Genomic DNA, 22202 nt, shown 5'->3' with positions numbered 1-22202 from the left:
CCCGGGGCTGGATAGGGTGGGCACACTGCTTTTACGTGACGTACGACGACCCAGGAGCGGCTTATGAGCGCTGTGACCCCCGCTGGAGGCGACACCGCGGCGGGCCGCTCCTGGCCCGCCCTGCTGAACGGCCTGCTGGACGGCAGGCACCTGAGCGCGGACGACACCGCCTGGGCGATGGACCGGATCATGCGCGGCGAGGCGACCGAGGCGCAGATCGCGGGCTTCGTGGTGGCCCTGCGGGCCAAGGGCGAGACCGTCGAGGAGATCAACGGCCTCGTCCGGACGATGTACGAGCACGCGAACGTGATCGAGGTGCCCGGGGCGACGGTCGACATCGTCGGCACGGGCGGTGACGGCGCCAAGACGGTCAACATCTCCACGATGTCCTCGATCGTCGTCGCCGGCACCGGCGCGAAGGTCGTCAAGCACGGCAACCGGGCCGCGTCCTCCGCGTCCGGGGCCTCCGACGTGCTGGAGAAGCTCGGGGTCAACCTGGAGCTGCCGCTGAACCGGGTCGCGGAGGTCGCCGAGGAGGCCGGGATCACCTTCTGCTTCGCGGTGAAGTTCCACCCGGCCCTGCGGCACGCTGGCGCGGCACGCGGCCAGCTGGGCATCCGTACGGTGTTCAACGCGCTCGGCCCGCTGACCAACCCGGCCCGGGTGCGCTCCCAGGCCGTCGGTGTGGCGGACCCGCGCATGGCGCCGATCGTCGCGGGCGTCTTCGCCGAGCGCGGCAACTCGTCCCTGGTCTTCCGGGGCGACGACGGCCTGGACGAACTGACCACCACGGCCACGTCCCGGGTGTGGATCGTCCGGGACGGCAAGGTCACCGAGGAGCCCTTCGACCCGCGTGACGTGGGCCTCGAACTGGTCCCCGTGGAGGCCCTGCGCGGCGCGGACGCCTCCTACAACGCCGAGGTCGCCCGCCGTCTGCTGGAGGGCGAGACCGGGCCGGTCCGCGACGCGGTCCTGCTGAACTCGGCGGCCGCGCTGGTGGCTCTGGAGCCGACGTCGGCACCGCTGGCCGACCAGGTCCGTGCCGGGATGGCGAAGGCCGCGGAGTCGATCGACTCGGGGGCCGCGAAGCGGACCCTGGAGCGCTGGGTGGCGGCCAGCAACGCGTAACCGAGGTGAGCGCGGTCCCGCGATGCGGACACGAGTTGCGGGACCGCGATCACTTCACGTACTTTCCTGATCAGGTCATGAGTGACAGTCATGAGGCCCCGGCCGACTGTCCGGCAACCCTCCGTCCGTGGCGGGGTGCCCCGGGTGAAGACCGGGCCGCAGGCAGCGAGGTCTGTGGCAAGCGCGTGACGAGGAGCTTCTCGTGAACCAGCGAATGCGATAGGGCCGCAGAGCCCCGCCTCCGCACCCCCTTCTTCCTTCACCCCCGCTTGAGCCGTACGTGCTCGCGGGCGGATTCGACCTGCCTTCACGGGAGTTCCGCCATGTCTGTCTCCACCGCTGCCGCCGCCCCGTCCGTCTGTGCCTCGCTGCCCGTTCTCGGCCGGGATGTCACCGTGCCGCTCGTGACCGGCGGCGAGGTCACCTACGCCGCGCTCGACTACGCCGCCAGCGCCCCGGCGCTCCAGCGCGTCTGGGACGACGTCGCCGCCTACGCGCCGTACTACGGCAGCGTCCACCGCGGCGCCGGGTACCTGTCCCAGCTGTCGACCGACCTCTTCGAGAGCGCCCGGCGGACCGTCGCGGAGTTCCTCGGCTGCCGGGACGGTGACCAGGTGGTGTTCACGCGGTCCACCACCGACTCCCTGAACCTCCTCGCCGCCACGCTCCCGGACGGCTGCCAGGTCTTCGTCTTCGAGACCGAGCACCACGCCTCCCTGCTGCCGTGGCGGAACGCCCACGTCACCTATCTGGACGCCCCGGGCAGCCCGCGGCAGGCCGTCGAGATCCTGGAGCGCGCCCTCGCCGACCGGGAGCCTCACGGGCCGGCCCTCGTCTGTGTCACCGGCGCGTCGAACGTCACCGGCGAGCTGTGGCCCGTACGGGAACTCGCCGCCGCCGCGCACGCCCATGGCGCCCGGATCGTGCTCGACGCCGCCCAGCTGGCCCCGCACCACCCGGTGTCCGTCGCGGACCTCGACGTCGACTGGGTCGCCTTCTCCGGGCACAAGCTGTACGCGCCCTTCGGCTCCGGCGTCCTGGCCGGCCGGGCCGACTGGCTGCGTGCGGCGGACCCCTATCTCGCCGGCGGCGGTGCCTCGCGGAAGGTGGCGCGGCGTACGGACGGCGGCGTCGACGTGGAGTGGCACGAGAGTGCCGCCCGGCACGAGGCAGGCTCCCCGAACGTCATCGGTGCCTACTCCATCGCCTCCGCCTGCACGGCGCTCACCGAGGCCGGGTTCGACAGCCTGGTCGCCCGTGAGCAGTACCTGATCGAGAAGGTGCGTACGGGCCTCGCCGAGGTGCCGGAGGTCCGGATCCTCTCCCTCTTCGGCGACGACGCCCCGCGCGTCGGCGTCATCTCCTTCGTCGTCGAGGGCTGGAACAGCTCCCACTTCGCCGCCGCCCTCTCCGCCGAGTACGGCATCGGGGTGCGGGACGGGCTGTTCTGCGCCCACCCGCTCCTGCGGACCCTGCTGGGCAGCGACCCGCAGACCCAGGGCGAGTGCGGCGCACCGGAGGCGGCTCCCGGCGAGAAGTCCCTCAACGCCATCCGGGTGAGCTTCGGCGCGGGCACGCCCGACGAGCACGTCGAGCGGTTCGTCGGCGCCGTCAAGGAACTGGTCCAGGACGGCGCGCGGTGGAACTACCGTACGGAGGACGGCCGTTGCGTCCCGGACACCTCCGCGTGAGCCGGTAGCCGGGCACCCAGCAGGATCATCCGCAGGGCGCGTTCGGTCGCGTCCGTGAGCAGTTCGGAGGCCCGTACCAGCGCCTCCGCCAGGGCCATCGGCGCCGGCAGGATCCCGCTGAACGCGTCCACGCCCGGCACCTCGTGCGCGCCCTCGCCGAGGGTGCCCGCGAGGGCCAGGACCGGGCGGCCGTGGAGCTTGGCCCGGCGGGCCACCTCGGCCGGGACCTTGCCCCGCGGTGTCTGGTGGTCCAGGGCGCCCTCGGCGGTGACGACCAGGTCGGCCCGGGCCAGCCGGGCGTCCAGGTCGAGATGGTCCAGCAGCACGTCGAAGCGGGGGAGGAGCCGGGCGCCGAGGGCGGCGAGACCGGCTCCCAGGCCGCCGGAGGCTCCCGTGCCGGGACCGGAGCGGAGATCCGTGCCCGGGACGGCGACATCGCGGGTGAGGACGAAGGCCCAGTTCTCCAGGCCGGCCGACAGTTCCTCGACCTGGACCGGCGTCGCGCCCTTCTGCGGGCCGAAGACCCGGGCCACGCCCCGCTCGCCGCACAGCACGTTGTAGGGGTTGCAGGCGACGAGCAGCTCCACCTCCGCCAGCCGGGGGTCCAGGCCCCGTGGATCGACGCGGTGCAGACGCGCCAACCCGGCTCCTCCGTACGGGAGTTCCCGGCCCTCCTCGTCCAGGAGCCGGGCCCCGAGCGCCTGGAGCGCGCCCGCGCCCCCGTCCGAGGTGCCCGAGTCGCCGCAGCCGACGAGGATCCGCCGCACGCCCAGGTCGAGCGCGGAGCGGATCAGCTCACCGACGCCGTACGTGGTGGTGGCGCCCGGGTCGCGCAGGTCGCGCGGGACGAGGGAGAGGCCCGCGACCGCCGCCATCTCCACCACCGCCGTGTCCCCTGAGCCCAGCACGGCGAAATGGGCGCCGATGGTCTCCCCGACCGGGCCGGTGGCGGGCACGGTGACGAGCCGGCCACCGGTCGCGGCGGCCAGGGCGAGCGCCGTGCCCTCGCCGCCGTCCACCAGCGGAACCAGGTCGATCTCGGCGTCGGGCAGGACGCGGCGGACACCGGCGGCGATGGCGTCGGCCGCCGCCTCCGCGGACAGGGACTCCTTGAAGCCACTGGGGGCTACGACGACTCGGGTCAGCATCAGGACTCTCCTCAACGGGTGACGGACACGCCGAGCAGCGGCCACACCGCGACGGCGAAGAGCAGGACGAGCGCGGCGGTCAGCGGTGCCAGGAACGCGGACAGCCGCAGCAGGTCGCGCGGGGTGTAGGTGGGCGTGCCGGGGATCTGCGCGAAGAGCGTGACCGGCTTGGCCGAGGCGGGCAGGGTGTGGCAGAAGCCCGCTGCGGCGGTGGAGGCGAGCGCGGCGGCGACCGGGTTGACCCCGACACCGACGGCGGCGGCCACGACCAGCGGCACCAGGACCGACGAGCGGGCCGAGCGGGACTGCAGGACCAGGTGGGCCGCCGTACTGACGGTGATCACGATCGCCAGGAACACCACCGGCGCCTCACCCGTCGGCAGACCTGAGACCAGCCACTTCGCCGCTCCCGAGTCGGCGAGCGCGACGCCCATCGCCATCGTCGCCGCCATGAACAGCAGCAGCGACCAGGGGACGGTCTTCAGCGCGTCCTTCAGTCGGACGGTGCCGAGGGCGGGGGAGGAGGCGATGACGGCGCCGATCAGCGCGACCAGCGCCGGCGGCACCCGGTGCAGCGGCTCACTGCACCACAGCAGCACCACCGTGGCGAGGAGCAGGGCGCAGCGCTTCTCGGCCTGGCTCCAGGGGCCGGTCACCGGCTGCTCGCTGTGTTCCTGGATCTGCTCCGGGGTGATGCTGACGGGGCCGCGGCGGTCCGCCCGCCGGGTCGTCGTCAGCATGACCAGCTCGGCGGCCAGATGGGACGAGGCCACGGCCAGCGGCAGACCCAGCAGCAGCCACTCCGCGAAGCCGATGTGCTGCCCGGTCGTCTCCCACAGCACCGACACGGTGATCAGATGCGCGCCCGCGCCGATCAGGGTCGCCACCGCCGACAGAAGGATCACGGTCGGAAACAGCAACGCCAGCATCACGACCAGTCGCTTCCGGTCGGCGAGGACCTTGGCGAGGGCGAGGAACACCGGCAGCGCGAGGGCGGCCCGGCCCGAGGTGGCGGGCACCGCGAACGCCGTGACGACCAGGGCGGCGGTGGTGAGATGCACGAGCTGCCGCACGGTCCGCGCCCCACTGACCAGGAACACCGCCGCCCGGCCCGCGAGCCCGGTCCGGCTCACCGCCGCCGCCAGCACGAACGCGCAGATCAGCAGCCACACCGTGGCATCCCCGAGCGTGCCGAACAGGGTGTCGCTGCTGATCACCCCGGTCACCGTGAGCGCGAGTCCGGCGCCCAGCGCGATATAGGTGTCGTCGATCGACGTCCCGATCCAGGCGCAGCTCGCGAACACGAACACGGCGAGCGTGAAACGGGCGTCGCCGCCGAGCCCCGGGAAGTTCGCGGGGACCGCCAGCAACGCACACACGGACAGTGCCACGCACAGGGCGATGGTGGTACGGAGATTCAGCGTCACACCATCGAGGCTCCGCGCGGGCGGTGAGCCGACGATGAGTTCCACATGAAGGAACTTTCACCACAACCCCTCAGGGGCGCGGGGCTGTATCGATATGCGGCTCCGCCGCGTGGGCGCGAGCAACCACAACGATCCCGCACCCGGCAACGGCGAAGGGCCGGCACTACGGCAACCGGTACCCCATCCCCCGCACCGTCTCCACCCGCTCCGCCCCCAGCTTCTTCCGCAGCGTCCGTACGTACACGTCCACGATGTTGGACCCCGGATCGAAGTCGTACCCCCACACATGGGACAGGATCTGCTCCCGGGAGAGCACCTGCCCGGGATGCCGCAGGAACAGTTCCAGCAGCACGAACTCGCGCGCCGTCAGGTCGACCGTCCGCTCCCCGGAACGAGCCCGGCGCGTGCGCAGATCGAGGCTCAGGGAGCCCGACCTGAGCACCGTCACCTCCGGCGCCCGCGCCGCCGTCCGGAGCCGCAGCCGCACCCGCGCGAGCAGCTCCTCGAAGCGGAACGGCTTGGTCATCCAGTCGTCGGCGCCGCCCTCAAGGCCGGCCACCGTGTCCCGTACGGAGTCCCGCGCGGTCAGCACGATCACCGGCACCGACACCCGGGCCTCGCGCAGCTCCCGCAGGATGGTGAAGCCGTCCCGGCCGGGCAGCCCGATGTCCAGGACGACGAGGTCGAAGCCGCCGGTCAGGGCGTACTCGTAGCCCGCGTCGCCGTCGGTGACGACGGTCGTGGTGAAGCCGTTGGAGCGCAGGCCCTTCTCCACGAAGGAGGCGATGCGCTCCTCGTCCTCGACGATGAGGATCCGGTTCACGAGGGGTCCCCTTCCGGTGCCCGGGACGCGTGCAGAACGAGGGCGAAGCCGGCGCCGCCGTCGGGTGGGTCATAGAGCCGTACCCGGCCCCGGTGGCCCTCGGCGATCGCCTTGACGATGGAAAGACCGAGTCCGGCGCCCGAGCCCCGGGTGCCGCGGCGGGCCGTGCCGCGCCGGAAGCGTTCGAAGATCACCTCGGCGTCCTGGGGCTGCACACCGGGCCCGGAGTCGGCGACGTACAGCTCCAGGTCCGGGCCGTCGGTGCGGGAGCCGATGCGGATGGTCTGGCCGGTCGTGGTGTGCTGCACGGCGTTCTGCGCGAGCTGCACCATGGCCTGGGTGATCCGTTGCGGATCCAGCTCGGCCTCCAGGTCGGCGACCCCGTCGAGCCGCCAGTCGCGTTCACCCAGGGTGCGGGCCTTGACGTAGACGTCGGCGGTGAGTTCGGCGACCTGGACCGGCTCGGGCGTGACGAAGTCGGGGCGTTCGGCCTTGGCGAGCAGCAGCAGGTCCTCGACGATGCGGCTCATCCGGTCCAGCTCGTCGGTGACCAGCCGGACCGTCTCCTCGCGTTCGGCGGGATCGTCGCCCATGAGTTCCAGGTGTCCGCGCACGATGGTGATGGGGGTACGCAGTTCGTGCCCGGCGTCGTCGACGAACTCGCGCTGGGCGGCGAAGGCCCGCTCCAGCCGGTCGAGCATGCCGTTGAACGTCTCGGCGAGGGCGGCTATGTCGTCGTTGCCGTGCACCGGGATCCGCCGGGTGAGGCCCTGCTCGGTGAGCTGCGCCGCCGCGGTGCGCACCACCCGCACCGGTTTGAGGATCCGCCCCGCGACCGCCCAGGCGATGCCGACGGTCAGCAGCAGGGCGGCCCCGGAGATGACGAGCAGTGTGCGGAACATGTCGTTCACCCGCTCCCGCTCGCGTTCCGGGTGGAAGGCGACGACGAACGCGGCGTCCGGCGCCCGGCCCTGCCGGGCCACGGTGACCTTGGCCCAGCGGATCTCGCCCTCCGGCCGCCGCAGCACCCCGGAGGACTCGGGTGACTCGAAGACGGCGCGCTTGGCCCGGGGATCCCGGTGCAGGGGCAGGGCGACGGGCAGGTCGTGCTGCTGGCGGATCTGCCGGGGACCGCTGCCCGCCCGGCCGACCAGGCCGATCAGCTCCTCGTCCGCGTCGGGGTACTGCCGTTCGAGGAACACCGTCAGCAGCCGGTTCGCGTCGGTGAACGGGCGGCCGGTCTGCGGATCCCCGCCCCGTTCCTCGAAGTTGGCGAACTCGCCGGTCTCCTGGGTGAGCAGGCGGTTGATCCGGTTGTCGACGTCCCGCAGGAGATAGGAACGCGTGGTCATGGCCACCGAGGCGAGCGCGACCGCCATCACCAGCAGCAGCCAGAGCAGGATGCGGACCCGGGCGGAGACGCGCCGCCGGCCGGGGTCAGTTGTCGGAGCCGGGGCCGTCGTCGCCCGGTCCGTCGTCTCCGTTGCCCTGGCCGCGGTCGTCGTCATCATCGTCACCAGCCGAGCTGTCGGTCACCGGAGGCCGCGAGACCACCTCGTCGCCCGGCGTGGGTTTCGGGGTGGGGCCGAGCGTGGAGGTGGGGGTGGGTGTGCCGCTGTCCAGCTCCACCTGCTGGGACGGGACCTTCGGCGACTGGGGGCTGTCCGCGAGGGCGTAGCTGGTCGCCGCGATGCCCAGGGGGATCAGCACGACCGCGGAGAGGGCGGCCATACGACGGGAGAATGCCATGCGCCCGATCCTGCGGACGCAACCCGTGGCGGATGATGAACCCCGGATGAAGAACTCTTCATCCGGAGCCGGCCGGGCCGCGAGCCCTAGTTGTCCAGCCCGATCGAGAACGCAGCCTCCAGGTCGTGCTGCGAGTACGTACGGAACGCCACGTGCGTGTCCGTGCCCTCCACGCCGGGGATCTTGCTGATCCGGCCGGGGATGACCTCGGCCAGGTCCTCGTGCTCCTTCACCCGGACCATCGCGATGAGGTCGTAGGTGCCGGTGACCGAGAAGACCTCGCTGACGCTGTCCAGCGCCGCGATCGACTCCGCGATCTCGGGGATCCGGTCCACGCTGGTCTTGATCAGGACGATCGCGGTGATCACGGCTGGTTCTCTCCCTCGGGGGCCGGAGCAGGGGCGGTCCTCACTCTAGTGGGGCCGGTGCGGCCGTAGCGGACCGAGGCGTAGCAGAAGCCCAGGCCGAATCCGACCAGGTGGGCGAGGTAGGCCACCCCGGGCCCCGCCGAGGCCCGCCCCGCCGCCAGCCACTGCAGCCCCGCCCAGAACGGCAGCACGATCCAGGCCGGGAAGCGCACCGGCAGGAAGAAGAGGAACGGCAGGAGACTGGTCACCCGGGCACGGGGGAACAGGTACAGGAACGCGCCGAGGACCGCCGAGATCGCCCCGGAGGCACCGACCAGGGGCTGCTCGGAATCCGCGTTGGCGACGGCGTACCCGAGCAGGGCCAGGTAGCCGCAGCCGACGTAGAACAGGGTGAACTGCACCCGTCCCATCCGTTCCTCGGTCATCGCCCCGAAGACGTAGAGGAAGAGCATGTTGCCGAGCAGGTGCACCCAGGTGCCGTGGACGAAGAGCGCCGTCACCGGGGTGAGGGCCGATCCGGGGGATCCCTCGAACAGTTCTGCGGGGATCACGCCCCAGTGCCGGAAGTAGGCGCGCTGCGCGGCGAGCAGATCGTCGCCCGAGCCGTACGCCGGGCCGATGCCCGAGGCGGGCCCGGCCAGGAAGACCGTGCAGCACAGGGCGATCAGTGAGTACGTCACCGGCGCCGACGACCCCCTGATCGATCCGCTCGCCCGGGTGATCGACGCGCTCCACTTGCTGATCATGGCTACAGAGCATGACGTAACCGGACGCAACCGCACAGACCGCCTCGCCGCCGTGGACACGCAGGCGACGAGGACCCCGCAGGCCGTAGGGTTACGAGCCACACGCACCGGGGAAGCCCGTGGCGTCACGGACACTAGAAGGAAAGAGAACAGGCCACGATGACGGTTCCCCTGCCGACCGCCGAGACGCGGTGGCGCTGCACCCTCTGCGGCAACCTCACGCGCTTCGACGTGACCCGCTCGTCGAAGGTCGTCGAGTACGTCCACCTCGACCTGGCCGGAGAGGCCAAGGTCGAGGAGCGCGAGGTGCTCAGTGAGACCATCGAGTCGGTGCGCTGCCGCTGGTGCAACGCGGTGGACCAGGTGGAACTCGTGGACAGGCCGGGCGCCGGCTCCTGAGGGGAGCAGGGCCCCGCACAGGCATTGGGGTGTGACGGATGGTGGAGACCACAGGCGGGGGGCCGGGCGACGGCGCCGCCGAGGTGCTCGACCGTCCGCTGCCCGACGGCGTGCGCCGCAAGGTCGTGCAGATCGTCTCCGACGGCTTCGGAGCGCTGACGGTCGGCGAGCTGCCCGCACAGCTCAGGCAGTACGCCCGGTTCGCCCCTAACCGCAGAGCCAAGTTCGCCGGCAACGCCATGGCCTCCGCGCTGGAGACCGACCCGCTGTTCCGGCAGCGCATCGGGGAGAAGCTCAGAGAGGCCCAGCCGGAACTCGCCGGCGCCCTCGACTCAGGCTCCCCGCCCCCGGCCGCGGACCCGCTCGACGTGGCGGCCGCGGCCTACGTACTGCGGCCGACCGACTGGGTGAAGCTGGTGACCGCCGCCGGCGAGGAGGCCCAGCGGGCCGACGCCGAGCGCGCGGACGAGGAGAGCCGGGCCGAGCTGGAGCGGCTGCGCGACGAGCTGGCCCGGGCCCGTGACCACACCAGGGCCGAGACCGAGCGGCTGCGCACGGAGCTGGAATCGGCCAAGCGGGAATCCGAGTCGCTGCACCGCAAGCTCCGCGCCGCCCTGAGCGACGTCAAGCGCGGTGAGGCCGCCCTGCGCAAGGCGCACGGCGAGATGGAGGCCCTGCGTGCCGAGGGGCACGCCCAGGTGTCCGCCGCCGAGAGCGAGACCCGGCGGCTCAAGGCCAGGCTGGGGGAGACCGAGGCGGCCCTGGAGGCCACGCGCCGGGCGGCCCGCGAAGGCCGCAGCGTCGAGGACATGCGGGTCCGGCTGCTGCTGGACACCCTGCTGGACGCCACCCAGGGTCTCCGGCGCGAACTGGCCCTGCCGCCGGTGTCGGTGCGGCCCGCCGAGACCGTGGACGCCGTCGAGCCGGGCCGGATGACCCCGAAGGACATCGCCGCCCGCGCGCTCTCCGAGCACGACCCGCAGGTCCTCGACCAGCTGCTGGCGCTGCCGCAGGCCCATCTGGTCGTCGACGGCTACAACGTCACCAAGACCGGCTATCCGCAGATGCCGCTGGAGAAGCAGCGCCTCAGGCTGCTGGGGCAGCTCTCGCAACTGGCGGCGCAGAGCGGCGCCGAGGTGACATGCGTCTTCGACGGGGCCGAACTGGCCGCGCCGGTCCTGCTGGCGCCGCCGCGCGGGGTACGGGTGCTGTTCTCGAAGCCGGGCGTCACCGCCGACGAGCTCATCCGTCAACTCGTGCGCGCCGAACCACCCGGAAGGCCGGTCATCGTCGCGTCCACCGACCGTGAGGTCGCCGACGGGGTGGCCCGCGCCGGTGCTCGCCCGGTGGCCTCGGCGATGCTCCTCAAGCGTCTTTCGCGGCCCTAGGCGCCCTACGGGCGATGCGTAACGTCCGGGCGTGATGCCCGAATTGATGAGACCTGTGGGCCACGTTAAGTCAAGTGTGTCTCACGGCCTGTGAGTCCAGGGGAAAAGTTGGCTCACTGTGACGCATTTTTTCATCTGAGGATTTGAACTGATCACAGGAAGGTCACTAGGGTCAGGCTCCGAAACCTCCGCTCGGGTGATCACTCATCGGGAGAGACGGCGGAGGGGGCAGAAGGAGCTTTCACCCGTGGCGTCCCACCGTCGTCCGAAGCAGCCGAGCCGCGCACGTGTGACCGTGCTGACCACCGCCGCCGCCGCTGCCGTCGCCTTCAGTGCGCAGGCCGCCAACGCGGCCCCCAGCGAGAAGCCGAGCAAGGACGAGGTCAAGGCGAAGGTCGACAAGCTCTACGAAGAGGCGGAGCAGGCCACCGAGAAGTACAACGGGGCCAAGGAGAAGCAGGAGAAGCTCCAGAAGGAGATCTCCACGATCCAGGACAACGTCGCCCGCGGCCAGGAGGAGCTCAACGAGCTGCGCGACAGCCTGGGCATCGCGGCCGCGTCGCAGTACCGCACCGGCTCCATCGACCCCTCGGTCCAGCTCTTCCTCTCCTCGAACCCGGACGACTACCTCGACAAGGCCTCCACGCTCGACCAGTTGAGCAGCCAGCAGGTCGAGGCGCTGAAGAAGGTCCAGGAGAAGCAGCGCGAACTCGCACAGGAGCGCGCCGAGGCCTCCGAGAAGCTCAAGGACCTCGCCTCCACCCGCACCGAACTGGGCAAGAAGAAGAAGGAAGTCCAGGGCAAGCTCGGCTCCGCGCAGAAGCTGCTCAACAGCCTCACCGCCGCCGAGAAGCAGGCGCTCGCCGCCGAGCAGGACCGCGCCAGCCGGGACAGCCAGCGCGACGCCCTCACCGACAACGTCCCGCCGGGCTCCGGCCGGGCCGCCGCGGCCTTCGCCTTCGCCCAGAGCCAGCTCGGCAAGCCCTACGTCTACGGCGCCACCGGTACGAGCTCCTACGACTGCTCCGGTCTCACCTCCCGGGCCTACGCGGCCGCCGGCATGCAGATCCCGCGCACCTCCGAGGCGCAGGCCCAGACCGGCACCAGGATCTCCTCGGTCAGCCAGCTCAAGGTCGGCGACCTGGTCTTCTTCTTCAACGACCTGCACCACGTCGGCCTCTACGCCGGCAACGGACAGATCATCCACGCCCCGCGCACCGGCACGGTCGTCCGCTACGAGTCGATGGACACCATCGGCGGCCCGTTCATGTTCGGCGTCCGCGTCTGACGAACGGCACCTCCCGAGGACACCGTGTCCGCCATTCGGGGGAATCACCACATCCTTGAGTAAGCCCACGCCCCGCCGGTGACCTGCGTCAGCGGCGGGGCGTCGTGCCGCGTACCCACGGATGGTCGTTGGCTGCTCCCGGTCGCGGGGATACTGTCTGCCGCGTTTCCAAGTCCGTCAGCGGAAGGAGAGCGGCTTCCCGTGGGGTCCCATCGCCGACTTGCACCGTCCGGGTTCGACCGGGGCGCCGGTGCCGCGGTCGGTTTCCTGTCCGTCGCGGCCACCGCCCTGTGCGCGGTACCGGCCGCTTCCGCACCGCACGACGACACCCGGGCCGAGGTGGACCGCCTCTACGAGCAGGCCGAGAAGGCCACCGAGGCCTACAACAAGGCCGACGAGCGCGCCGACGGGCTGCGCGAGGAGGCCGGTACCGCCCGGGACAGGATCGCCCGGCAGCAGCAGCGCATCAACTCCATGCGGGAGTCCCTCGGTTCGCTCGCCGGCGCCCAGTACCGCTCAGGCGGCCTCGACCCGTCCCTCGCCCTGCTGTTCTCCGACGACCCGGAGGACTACCTCGACAGGGCCGCCCGGCTGGACCGCCTCACCGCCCACCAGGCCGGTGAGCTGAGGGACCTCCAGGACGCCATGCGCGAACTCGCCCAGGACCGGCAGGAGGCCGCCGGGAAGCTCCGCGAACTGGAGAAGAGCCGCGAGACGGTCGCCGTCCACAAGAAGTCCGTCGAGAAGAAGCTCGCCGCGGCCCGGCGGCTCCTCAACTCCCTGCCGGAGTCCGAGCGCGCCGCCTACGACCGGGCCTCCCGCTCGGGCCGCGGCGACCTGCCCTACCTCGGGAACGCCACCGCCGCCTCGGGACGCGGGGCCGCCGCCGTCGCCGCCGCCCGCAGCGTGGTCGGCAGGCCCTATGTCTGGGGCGCCAACGGCCCCTCCGGCTTCGACTGTTCGGGCCTGACACAGTGGTCGTACGCGCAGGCCGGGGTCTCCCTGCCGCGCACCTCGCAGGCCCAGCGGTACGCCGGCCGGCAGGTCCCGCTGTCCGAGGCGCGCCCCGGTGACCTGGTCGTCTACCGGGACGACGCCAGCCATGTCGGGATGTACATGGGCAACGGCCAGGTCATCCACGCGCCCTACCCCGGCGCACCCGTGCGCTACGACCCGGTCGGGATGATGCCCGTCTCCTCGGTCACCAGGGTCTGACCCGCGCGGCCCGGCGCCCGTACGATCGGGAACGTGGCTGGTCGAAGGTCGGGGTCCGCGGTGGTGGCGCTCGTCGTGCTGCTCGTCGCCCTGGTCGGGTGTGGCGGGCGGTCCGCAGCCGACAGCGCCACGGCCGACGTCCAGCGGCTCCTGGACCGGCGGGCCACCGCGATCCTCGACCGCGACGAGCGGGCCTGGGAACGGACGGGCACGGGGGCGGATTTCGCCCGGCTGCGCGCGATGCCCCTGGCCGACTGGTCGTACCGGGTCACCGAAATGCGCCGCACCGGTGACACCGCCACCGCCGACGCCGAACTGCGCTACCGCGTCGCCGGGTACGACCGGGCGCCGGTGACCGCGGGCCGCACCCTGCGGCTGAGCCGGGACGCGGACGGGCGGTGGTCCGTCGAGACCGACCGGCCCGCGAAGAAGTCCGCGCAGCAACTGTGGGACCAGGGCGCGGTACAGGCCGTCCGGGGCGCCCGCAGCCTCGTCCTCGGCGTCGGGCAGTCCGGCCGGTCGCTGCGCGACTTCGCGGAACTGGCCGACCGCGCGGTGCCCGCCGTGTCCGAGGCGTGGGGTACGGACTGGTCCCGGCAGGTGGTCGTGCTCGTGCCGAAGTCCCTGGAGGGGATGGCGGGGTTGCTCGGCTCGCCCGCCTCCTCCTACCGCGGGATCGCGGCGGTGACGACCGGCGAGACCAGCGCTCCGGCCCGGGCGCCTGCGGACCGCGTCATCGTCAACCCGGACGCCTTCGCGCTCCTCGGCGGCCTCGGCGAGCAGGTCGTCGTCACCCACGAGACCACCCATGTCGCCACCCGTGCCCACACCAGCGCCGCCACCCCCCTCTGGCTGTCCGAGGGCTACGCCGACTGGGTCGGCTACCGCGCCACCGGCCGTGTCCCCTCCGAGGCCGCGCCCGAGCTGTCCCGGGCGGTGAGCCAGGGGCAGGTCCCGGCCGCGCTGCCGGAGGACGAGGACTTCGGCTTCACCGGCGACGCGAGCCGCCTGGCCCGGGCCTACGAGAGCGGCTGGACGGCGTGCCGCCTGATCGCCGACCGCTGGGGCGAGTCCCGTCTCGGCGAGTTCTACCGTGCCGTCGGGGACCACCGGAAGCGGGCCGGGGCGGTGCCGGAGGCGATGCGCGAGGTGCTGGGCACGACGCCGGAGGAGTTCACGGGGCTGTGGCAGGAGTATCTGGGGGAGCAACTCGGCTGACAGCGGGGTCGGAGTGACTCACTCCGGCTGATCGAGCAGTTCGACGGCCTCCCGCAGCCAGGCCCGCTCCGCCTCGCCCGTCGCTCGCGCGACCCGGAGCATGCCCTGGCGGAACAGGTCGTCCGCCTCCTCGGCGCGGACCGGTTTGCCGGACGCGTAGAAGAAGCTCGTCGGGGTCTCCAGGAAGTCCAGCCGGCGGCGCAGCACCGCGGCCTGCTCGGGCCGGTCGGGCAGGTGGCGCAGGAACGCCAGGACGGTGTTGAAGCGGACCTGGTCGGTGATCTCGGTCTGCTTCGGCCGGCGCAGCCGCTCCAGCAGTTCCTCGCGGCCCCGGTCGGTGAGGGCGAGGATCCGGCGCGGGGCCGCGCTCGCGCCCGGCTCGGTGTGCTGGTCGAGCAGGCCCGCCCCCACCAGGCGCGTGATCGCCGGGTAGAGCGCGCCGTCGCTCACCGGCCGGACATGGCCGGTCAGCGCCTTGATGCGCTCCTTGAGCTCATAGCCGTGCAGGGGCTCCTCGGCCAGGAAGCCCAGGATCGACAGCTCCAGCATGGTCCTCCTTGCGGGTGACGTTCGACGCATGCTACCTCTTAACGAGTTACCTCGAATCGAGATAGCTCGTATCGAGGGTCATGAGGACTCGGGGACCAGGGGGACATGCACCGTGAACGCCCATCGCAAGCACCTCCTCCTGCTCGCCGGACCCGTCTACCTCTCGCTGCTCGCCTCCGTCGCCGCGGGGATCATCAACACCGTCTGGGTGGCGCGGCTGGGCGGCCCGGCCGTGGCGGCCGTGGCCGTGGCGACCAACACGGAGAACGTGCTGCTCGGCGTCGCCCTGGTCTTCGGCTCAGGTACGACCGTGCTGGTCGCCCACGCCCGGGGCGCCCGCGACCCCATGGCGGTACGGGCGGCGGTGCGCGGCGGATGGGCGCTGTGGGCGCTGGTGACGCCGCCGGTGGTGGCGGGCGGTCTGCTGGGGCGCGAACCACTGGCCCGGCTGGTGCTGGGCGGGGCCGACAGCGCCGCCCTCCCGCTCGCCGTCGCCTACTTCGCCCTCTCCCTGCCGGGCATGGCCGTCTTCTTCGCCCAGCACCTCGTCGACGGCATCCTCAAGGGCACCGGCGACACGAGAACCCCGCTGCGGCTCGCCCTGCTGTCCAACGGCCTGATCCTGGCCCTCGACCCGCTCTTCATCCACCTCTACGGCGTCCGGGGCGCCGCCGCCGCCACGGTGCTGTCCCGGTCCGTGGCGCTCGCGGCGGGACTCGTCGCGGTGCGGCGCAACGCGGTGCTGCGCAAGGCACGCGAGACGGCGGCGGGCGAGTCCCTGGCCGCCTCCCTGCGTCGGACGCTGTCGACCGGTCTGCCGATGTCCGCCGACTTCACCGTGCGGCAGACGGGCGCCCTGGTCCTGGTCGCGATCGTGGCGCGGCTCGGGGTGACGGCGGTGGCCGGGTACGCGATCGCCTACAAGGTCATGTACGTGGCGACCATGGCCTTCTACGCCGTCCGCCAGGCCGCCGCCATCCACACCGCGCACACGCGCGGCGCGGGCGAGGACGAGCGGCGGGCGATCGGGCGGCAGGCCGTGCTCCTCTCCGGCGCCCTCGGCCTCACGGCGGCGGTGCTGCTGGCCGGCACCGCCCCCTGGCTCATGGCCGCCTTCGGGGCCGGGCCCGGGGTCGCGCACGAGGGTGTGCTGTTCCTGCGCTGCGTCGGGCCCTACCTGTTGCTGATGGCCTGTCTCATCGCGCTGGGCGGGGTCTTCGAGGGCAGCGGGGGCGCCTCGGTGCTGCTGCGGGTGACCGTGCTCGGGACCGCGGTCCAGCTGGCCCTCGCGTACGGCCTGACGGGGCTCGGGCTGCCGGGGGTGTGTCTCGCGCTGGCGCTCGCGACGGCGGTGCAGTGCGGGCTGGCGGGGGTGCTGTTCCGGCGGGCCCCGGCTCAGGAGGAGACGGGGGTCTCCCCGGCACGGGCGGCAGGCTGAGGCGGCAGGGGGGCGGGGGCCGTGCGCGGCACCGTCGCCTTCCACAGCGCGCGGGCCGCGACGAGCGTGGCGACCACCAGGAGGCCGTTGCGCAGGAACAGCAGGGTGAGGCCCAGGCCGTCGCTGGCCACCACGTTGGCGAAGTAGAGCGGGAACTCCAGCACCGTCACGAAGCACGCCACCAGGACGAGTCCGACCGGCAGCCGCATCCGGCTCCCGGGGAAGCAGAGGCACACCGCCGCCAGCCCGACCAGCCACACCATGTACTGCGGGCTGATCACCCGGCTGGTCGTCGTGAACATCAGGACCGCCACGAAGGCCGCGTCGGCCAGCGTGTGCTCCTCGAAGCGCCGGGCGAGCAGCCGCCACAGCACCAGCCAGCCGAAGGCCGCGCCCGTCAGGAACAGCGCGCCCGTACTCACCTCGCTCACATACGGCCCGAGGAACTCGATCGAGCCGTAGTTCAGCAGCACATGGCCATCCCAGCCGAAATGCCGGGCGACATGGAAGACGAGAGCGCCGAGCGACTCCACCTCGGTGCCCCGGTCGCGCTGGAAGGTCAGGAAGGCGAACCCGCCGGGCATGGTGAGCACGAAGACGCCCGTCACCGCGACGGCGGTCACCAGGGCCGACATCCAGGCGCTCCGCCGGCGGGCGGCCAGCAGGATCATCGCCGGCCAGACCTTCAGCAGCGCGCCGAACGCCGCCAGCGCCCCCATCGCCTTCGGGTGCCGGGCCCCGGCGAGCAGCGCGGCCATCGCCACGGCCGTGACCATCACGTCGTAGCGCGCGTACACCGTCGGACCCAGCAGCGGCACGCCCGCCACCCAGACCCAGGCGCCGCGCAGGGTCCGGCCGGGCCGCCGTCCGGCATACGTCAGCAGGGCCAGGACGGCCAGGTCGGTGACACAGACCAGGACGAAGAACGCGGTCGCGTAGTGCAGGAAGGGCAGCAGCGCGGGGGAGAGGATCGCCAGGGCGGCGGCGGGCGGGTACTGCCAGGTGACGTCGTTCTGAGGGAACGTTCCGGTGCGCAGGACGTCGTACCAGCCCTGGTAGATGACGTGCACGTCGCTCGTCACGTCCGGGCCCGGGAAGACGTACACCTTCATCACGAACAACAGCAGTGCCGCCCTCGTGAGACACCAGATCACCGGCAGCCACGCCAGGGACCGCCTCGTGCCCGTCGTCTTCACCTGATCCCTGCCCGTCCGCGCGCTCTGTCGATGGGGTCATGATGTCCCGCAGAGCTGTGAGCGTGCCATAAGAGCCGCCCCGCACGGCTGTGAGGGTCGGGTTCGGTAGGGTCGGCGGCGTGCGCAAGACCCTGATCGTGACCAACGACTTCCCGCCCCGGCCCGGCGGCATCCAGGCGTTTCTGCACAACATGGCGCTGCGGCTGGATCCGCGGGAGCTGGTCGTCTACGCGTCCACCTGGAAGCGGAGCCGGGAGGGCGTCGAGGCGACCGCCGCCTTCGACGCCGAGCAGCCCTTCACCGTCGTACGGGACCGTACGACCATGCTGCTGCCGACGCCCGCCGTCACCCGGCGTGCCGTCGGGCTGCTGCGGGAGCACGACTGCACGTCGGTGTGGTTCGGGGCGGCGGCGCCGCTCGGCCTGATGGCACCGGCGCTGCGCGGTGCGGGCGCCGAGCGGCTGGTGGCCACCACGCACGGGCACGAGGCCGGCTGGGCCCAGCTGCCCGCGGCCCGGCAGCTGCTGCGCCGGATCGGGGACTCCACGGACACGATCACCTACCTGGGCGAGTACACGCGCTCGCGGATCGCCGGCGCGCTGAGCCCGCGGGCCGCCGCGCGGATGGCGCAGCTGCCGCCCGGGGTCGACGAGAAGACCTTCCACCCGGACTCGGGCGGCGACGAGATCCGGGCGCGGCTCGGGCTGACGGACCGGCCGGTGGTCGTGTGCGTGTCCCGGCTGGTGCGGCGCAAGGGGCAGGACACGCTGATCCGGGCCATGCCACAGATCCTCGCCGCCGAGCCGGACGCCGTACTGCTGGTCGTCGGGGGCGGACCGTACGAGAAGGACCTCCGCAGGCTGGCCCAGGACACGGGCGTCGCCGGCTCCGTCCGCTTCACGGGCCCGGTGCCGTGGTCGGAGCTGCCCGCCCACTACGGCGCCGGTGACGTCTTCGCCATGCCGTGCCGGACCCGGCGCGGAGGCCTCGACGTCGAGGGCCTCGGCATCGTCTACCTGGAGGCCTCCGCGACCGGCCTGCCGGTCGTCGCCGGCGACTCCGGCGGCGCACCGGACGCGGTCCTCGACGGCGAGACCGGCTGGGTCGTCCGCGGCGGCTCCCCGGCGGACGCGGCCGACCGCGTCATCACCCTCCTCGCAGACCCCGAACTGCGCCGCCGCATGGGCGAGCGGGGCCGGGCATGGGTCGAGGAGAAGTGGCGCTGGGACCTACTCGCGGAGCACCTGAAGAACTTGCTGTAGTGCGGTTGGCCTCTTGGGGGCGCGGGGAACTGCGCGATCAACCACAAACAACCCGCACGCGCCCACAAGCAAACGTGGCACACCCCTAGGCGGAACCCAATAATCCGCCCATGCTGCGCACATGACATCAAACCTGATGCAACGTCAGCTGACAAGACGTCAGATCCTGGGAATGGCGGCGATCCAGACCGCGGCCGCCCTCGGCTTCACCCGCATCGGCCTCCGGTCAGCCCAAGCCGCCGAACCCGCCGCCCTCGACAACGCCCCGGCGATCGTGATCGGTTCCGGCTACGGCGGTGCCGTGGCCGCCCTCCGTCTCGGTCAGGCCGGCATCCGCACCCTCGTCCTGGAAATGGGCCGGCTCTGGAACACTCCCGGCCCCGACGGCAAGATCTTCTGCTCCACCCGCACCCCGGACCGGCGCTCCATGTGGTTCCGCACCCGCACGGAGGCCCCACTGGCCACCTTCCTCTGGCTGGACCTGGTCAACAGGGACATCAGCGCCTACCCGGGTGTCCTGGACCGCGTGCACTACGACCAGATGTCCGTGTACGTCGGCCGGGGCGTCGGCGGCGGTTCCCTGGTCAACGGCGGCATGGCGGTGACCCCGCTCCGGTCCTACTTCGCCGAGCAGTTCCCGACCGTGGACACCGCGGAGATGTACGACACGTACTTCCCGCGCGCCCGCTCCATGCTCGGCGTCAACACCATCGACCCGGCCTGGTTCGAGTCCACCGAGTGGTACCGCTTCACCCGGATCTCCCGCAAACACGCGGACAACGCGGGGCTGAAGACCACCTTCGTGCCCAACGTCTACGACTTCGGCCACATGCAGCGCGAGGCCGCCGGCACCGCGCCGAAGTCCGCACTCGACGGCGAGGTCATCTACGGCAACAACCACGGCAAGCGCAGCCTCGACAAGACCTACCTCGCCTCCGCGCTCGGCACCGGGAACGTCACCATCCACACCATGGAGCGGGTGACGTCGATCAGCAGGGCCGCCGACGGGACGTACGTCCTGAGCGCCGACCGGATCGACGACACCGGCACCGTCGTCGGGACCAAGGAGTACGGCTGCACGTACCTCTTCCTCGGCGGCGGCAGCATCGGCACGACCGAACTCCTCGTCCGCGCCCGGGAGTCGGGCACCCTGCCCGCCCTGGACGCGAGCGTCGGCACCGGCTGGGGCACCAACGGCAACGTGATGCTCGGCCGGGCCAACCACCTGTGGGACACGGTGGGCGCGAACCAGTCGACCATGCCGGTCATGGGCATCGACGACTGGGCCAACACATCCAACCCCGTCTTCGCCGAGATCGCGCCGCTGCCCATGGGGCTAGAACACTGGGTCAGCCTCTACCTGGCGATCACCAAGAACCCGGAGCGGGCGTCCTTCGCGTACGACTCGGCGAGCGGCGCCGTACGGCTCGGGTGGAGCGCCGCGCAGAGTGCCGTGTCGGTGGGCATGGCGAAGAAACTGTTCGACCGGATCAACAGGGCGAACGCCACGATCTACCGGTACGACCTGTTCGGCTCGGGCAACAAGGTCTTCGCCGACGACTTCACCTACCACCCGCTGGGCGGCTGCGTCCTGGGCCGGGCGACGGACGCCTACGGCCGGCTCAAGGGCTACCGAGGGCTCTACGCCGTCGACGGCTCACTGGTGCCCGGCTCGATCGGCGTCAACCCGTTCGTGACCATCACGGCCCTCGCCGAACGCACGATGGCGCGGGTCCTCGTGGAGGACACCTCGCCATGACTGTGGCCCGGCCACCACATGAACTGGAAGTACCGGTCGTACCAGGCCGGCGGCTGCTCCTCCTCGGTTCCCCGGTCTCCTCTCCAGTGTCCTCGCCGGGCAGGTCCGCCTCCTCGATGAGGGCGGCTCCTTCGAACGTTTCCATGAGTAGAGCGACGTGCGCAGGCACCCCAGCTCCACGCAGAGCCCGTCCAGCCAGGCCACGAACTCCTCGCTCAGGCCTCCTTCGCAGCCGGGCATACCCCAGTTCCTGCCTGTACCGGCGGTGGCGAAGGGGCCGAAGTTGCTCATCAGCACCCACAGGAGTCGACCCGCACCCGCACCCGCACCCGTGGCCGTGGCGGGGACGGTGGCGAACCCGTGGCAGCCCGCGCCCTGCGCCCTTCCGGCCGCCACGGACGCACCGAACCGCCCCACTAGATGTATTGCCCTGTGAGGTTAGGAACGCGACTGGCGGGTGGCTGCCCCTTCAGCGCGGTGTGTCCGCGGTGGTGATTGTAGGTGTGCAGCCAGTCGGGGAAGGCGTCGCGTCGTTCGGTCTCTGAGCGGTAGGGGCGGGCGTAGGCCCATTCGTCGAGCAGGGTGCGGTTGAAGCGTTCGACCTCGCCGATGGTCCGGGGGCGGTAGGCGCGGGTGCGCTTGTGCGTGATCCCGGCCGCGGCGAGGGCGTCGCGCCACAGATGCGACTTGTAGCAGGAGCCGTTGTCGGTCAGGACGCGCTCGACGGCGATCCCGCAGGAGGTGAAGAACAACTGCGCCCGGGCTCCAGAAGGCGACGGCGGTCTGCTTCTTCTCGTCGGTGTGGATCTCGGTGTAGGCCAGGCGGGAGTGGTCGTCGACAGCGGTGTGGATGTAGCTGTAGCCGGCGTTCGAGCGGGTCTTGCGTCCGGCTTGGCGGCCGAGGACCTTGTGGCCGCCGCCGTCGGGGATGTTGCCGAGTTTCTTGATGTCGACGTGCACCAGCTCGCCGGGCCTGGCGCGTTCGTAGCGGCGTATGACGCGGCCGGTGGCCCGGTCCAGGTGGGCCAGGCGGGCCAGTCCGTAGCGGGCCAGTACGCGGTGCACGGTCGAGGGCACCAGTCGCAGCAGGCCGGCGATGCGGGCAGGTCCCCAACGGCGCAGGACGCGGACCTTGATGATGCGCCGCTCGGTACGGGTCGGGGTGCGCCGTGGGCTGGTGCGGGGACGGTTGGAGCGGTCGGCCATGCCCGCCTCGCCGAACTCGCGGTAGCGGTCGGCCCACCGCTTGGCGGTGCTCACGGAGACCTGGAAGCGTTCCGCGGCTCGTCGCAGGGGCCAGTTGCCGTCGACGACGCACCGGGCCAGGCGCAGGCGTCCGGTCTCGGTCAGCGGTGCGTTACGGTGCGGCATGAGGGCCTTTCTGGTCGCCGGTGCAGATCTCGCAGTCCA

The 22202-nt window shown here is 72.0% G+C and carries 19 protein-coding genes, 1 pseudogene and 1 riboswitch; of the genes and pseudogenes, 10 read left to right on the top strand and 10 right to left on the bottom strand.

Going from position 1 to position 22202, the window contains the following annotated elements; all coding sequences use genetic code 11:
* The first annotated feature begins 63 nt into the window (after positions 1-63).
* Together trpD and ACIBK5_RS18240 are read left to right on the top strand one after the other, a co-directional pair.
* Positions 64-1128 (top strand): anthranilate phosphoribosyltransferase, encoded by a 1065-nt coding sequence (trpD, locus tag ACIBK5_RS18245; protein WP_399020793.1) that lies wholly within the window; start codon positions 64-66, stop codon positions 1126-1128.
* 73 nt (positions 1129-1201) lie between these two features.
* Positions 1202-1318, top strand: a riboswitch (SAM riboswitch).
* Between the two features lie 133 nt (positions 1319-1451).
* Positions 1452-2819 (top strand): aminotransferase class V-fold PLP-dependent enzyme, encoded by a 1368-nt coding sequence (locus ACIBK5_RS18240; protein ID WP_399020791.1) that lies wholly within the window; start codon positions 1452-1454, stop codon positions 2817-2819.
* Here ACIBK5_RS18240 and ACIBK5_RS18235 read toward each other — a convergent pair.
* The 7 genes from ACIBK5_RS18235 to ACIBK5_RS18205 form a co-directional block, all read right to left on the bottom strand.
* Complete coding sequence (locus tag ACIBK5_RS18235) at positions 2774-3967, bottom strand: glycerate kinase (protein WP_399020789.1); 1194 nt, start codon at positions 3965-3967, stop codon at positions 2774-2776. The two genes, ACIBK5_RS18240 and ACIBK5_RS18235, sit on opposite strands and share 46 nt — an antisense overlap.
* An 11-nt stretch (positions 3968-3978) precedes the next feature.
* A complete protein-coding gene (locus ACIBK5_RS18230) occupies positions 3979-5394 on the bottom strand; it encodes an SLC13 family permease (RefSeq protein WP_399020788.1) in 1416 nt (471 codons plus the stop codon).
* A gap of 163 nt (positions 5395-5557) precedes the next feature.
* Positions 5558-6217 carry a response regulator transcription factor gene (locus tag ACIBK5_RS18225; protein WP_062926395.1) on the bottom strand — a complete coding sequence of 220 codons (660 nt, stop codon included), beginning with the start codon at positions 6215-6217 and terminating at the stop codon, positions 5558-5560.
* Positions 6214-7725 (bottom strand): ATP-binding protein, encoded by a 1512-nt coding sequence (locus tag ACIBK5_RS18220; protein ID WP_399020827.1) that lies wholly within the window; start codon positions 7723-7725, stop codon positions 6214-6216. Before ACIBK5_RS18220 ends, ACIBK5_RS18225 begins: the two co-directional genes overlap by 4 nt.
* A complete protein-coding gene (locus ACIBK5_RS18215; protein ID WP_399020785.1) occupies positions 7655-7966 on the bottom strand; it encodes a small secreted hydrophilic protein in 312 nt (103 codons plus the stop codon). Before ACIBK5_RS18215 ends, ACIBK5_RS18220 begins: the two co-directional genes overlap by 71 nt.
* An 86-nt stretch (positions 7967-8052) precedes the next feature.
* The gene (locus ACIBK5_RS18210) at positions 8053-8334 is read right to left on the bottom strand and encodes an Lrp/AsnC family transcriptional regulator (protein ID WP_030848030.1); all 282 of its coding nucleotides are present in this window, start codon (positions 8332-8334) and stop codon (positions 8053-8055) included.
* Positions 8331-9080: a rhomboid family intramembrane serine protease gene (locus tag ACIBK5_RS18205; RefSeq protein WP_399020783.1), complete on the bottom strand. Its 750-nt coding sequence runs from the start codon at positions 9078-9080 to the stop codon at positions 8331-8333. Before ACIBK5_RS18205 ends, ACIBK5_RS18210 begins: the two co-directional genes overlap by 4 nt.
* Positions 9081-9239: 159 nt before the next feature.
* Here ACIBK5_RS18205 and ACIBK5_RS18200 point away from each other — a divergent pair, with 159 nt between their 5' ends.
* The 5 genes from ACIBK5_RS18200 to ACIBK5_RS18180 all read left to right on the top strand — a co-directional run bounded on the left by ACIBK5_RS18200 (position 9240) and on the right by ACIBK5_RS18180 (position 14588).
* Positions 9240-9479 carry a hypothetical protein gene (locus ACIBK5_RS18200; protein WP_184596435.1) on the top strand — a complete coding sequence of 80 codons (240 nt, stop codon included), beginning with the start codon at positions 9240-9242 and terminating at the stop codon, positions 9477-9479.
* Between the two features lie 38 nt (positions 9480-9517).
* Entirely contained in the window at positions 9518-10867 is a 1350-nt protein-coding gene (locus tag ACIBK5_RS18195) for an NYN domain-containing protein (RefSeq protein ID WP_399020780.1), read from the top strand.
* Between the two features lie 247 nt (positions 10868-11114).
* Positions 11115-12155 (top strand): NlpC/P60 family protein, encoded by a 1041-nt coding sequence (locus tag ACIBK5_RS18190; protein ID WP_399020778.1) that lies wholly within the window; start codon positions 11115-11117, stop codon positions 12153-12155.
* 201 nt (positions 12156-12356) lie between these two features.
* Complete coding sequence (locus tag ACIBK5_RS18185) at positions 12357-13370, top strand: NlpC/P60 family protein (RefSeq protein WP_399020776.1); 1014 nt, start codon at positions 12357-12359, stop codon at positions 13368-13370.
* Between the two features lie 33 nt (positions 13371-13403).
* On the top strand, positions 13404-14588 hold the full coding sequence (locus ACIBK5_RS18180) for a hypothetical protein (protein WP_399020774.1): 1185 nt from the start codon (positions 13404-13406) through the stop codon (positions 14586-14588).
* Positions 14589-14606: 18 nt separating this feature from the next.
* Here the strand turns inward: ACIBK5_RS18180 and ACIBK5_RS18175 are convergent, their stop codons facing one another.
* A complete protein-coding gene (locus ACIBK5_RS18175) occupies positions 14607-15137 on the bottom strand; it encodes a PadR family transcriptional regulator (protein ID WP_399020771.1) in 531 nt (176 codons plus the stop codon).
* Positions 15138-15249: 112 nt separating this feature from the next.
* On the opposite strand from ACIBK5_RS18175, the gene ACIBK5_RS18170 reads away from it, so the two are divergent.
* Positions 15250-16575, top strand: coding sequence for an MATE family efflux transporter (locus ACIBK5_RS18170; protein ID WP_399020769.1), 1326 nt, complete (start codon positions 15250-15252; stop codon positions 16573-16575).
* Here the strand turns inward: ACIBK5_RS18170 and ACIBK5_RS18165 are convergent.
* Complete coding sequence (locus ACIBK5_RS18165; protein WP_399020767.1) at positions 16533-17771, bottom strand: glycosyltransferase 87 family protein; 1239 nt, start codon at positions 17769-17771, stop codon at positions 16533-16535. The two genes, ACIBK5_RS18170 and ACIBK5_RS18165, sit on opposite strands and share 43 nt — an antisense overlap.
* Before the next feature lie 119 nt (positions 17772-17890).
* Here ACIBK5_RS18165 and ACIBK5_RS18160 point away from each other — a divergent pair, with 119 nt between their 5' ends.
* Both ACIBK5_RS18160 and ACIBK5_RS18155 read left to right on the top strand, forming a co-directional pair.
* Entirely contained in the window at positions 17891-19033 is a 1143-nt protein-coding gene (locus ACIBK5_RS18160; RefSeq protein ID WP_399020765.1) for a glycosyltransferase family 4 protein, read from the top strand.
* 172 nt (positions 19034-19205) lie between these two features.
* A complete protein-coding gene (locus ACIBK5_RS18155; protein WP_399020763.1) occupies positions 19206-20792 on the top strand; it encodes a GMC oxidoreductase in 1587 nt (528 codons plus the stop codon).
* A 416-nt stretch (positions 20793-21208) separates the two neighbouring features.
* Here the strand turns inward: ACIBK5_RS18155 and ACIBK5_RS18150 are convergent.
* A pseudogene (locus tag ACIBK5_RS18150) lies at positions 21209-22163 on the bottom strand (IS481 family transposase).
* Positions 22164-22202 lie beyond the last annotated feature (39 nt).

Source organism: Streptomyces sp. NPDC050546, assembly GCF_044457425.1.
Lineage (GTDB): Bacteria > Actinomycetota > Actinomycetes > Streptomycetales > Streptomycetaceae > Streptomyces.
Note: the sequence above shows the minus strand (reverse complement) of the source record. Positions and strands in the feature narration are given on the sequence as shown.

Coding starts and splice junctions, on each gene's coding strand:
- trpD (WP_399020793.1), top strand. CDS start 64: ATGAGCGCTGTGACCCCCGCTGGAGGCGACACCGCGGCGGGCCGCTCC.
- ACIBK5_RS18240 (WP_399020791.1), top strand. CDS start 1,452: ATGTCTGTCTCCACCGCTGCCGCCGCCCCGTCCGTCTGTGCCTCGCTG.
- ACIBK5_RS18235 (WP_399020789.1), bottom strand. CDS start 3,967: ATGCTGACCCGAGTCGTCGTAGCCCCCAGTGGCTTCAAGGAGTCCCTG.
- ACIBK5_RS18220 (WP_399020827.1), bottom strand. CDS start 7,725: ATGACGACGACCGCGGCCAGGGCAACGGAGACGACGGACCGGGCGACG.
- ACIBK5_RS18215 (WP_399020785.1), bottom strand. CDS start 7,966: ATGGCATTCTCCCGTCGTATGGCCGCCCTCTCCGCGGTCGTGCTGATC.
- ACIBK5_RS18205 (WP_399020783.1), bottom strand. CDS start 9,080: ATGATCAGCAAGTGGAGCGCGTCGATCACCCGGGCGAGCGGATCGATC.
- ACIBK5_RS18200 (WP_184596435.1), top strand. CDS start 9,240: ATGACGGTTCCCCTGCCGACCGCCGAGACGCGGTGGCGCTGCACCCTC.
- ACIBK5_RS18195 (WP_399020780.1), top strand. CDS start 9,518: ATGGTGGAGACCACAGGCGGGGGGCCGGGCGACGGCGCCGCCGAGGTG.
- ACIBK5_RS18175 (WP_399020771.1), bottom strand. CDS start 15,137: ATGCTGGAGCTGTCGATCCTGGGCTTCCTGGCCGAGGAGCCCCTGCAC.
- ACIBK5_RS18155 (WP_399020763.1), top strand. CDS start 19,206: ATGGCGGCGATCCAGACCGCGGCCGCCCTCGGCTTCACCCGCATCGGC.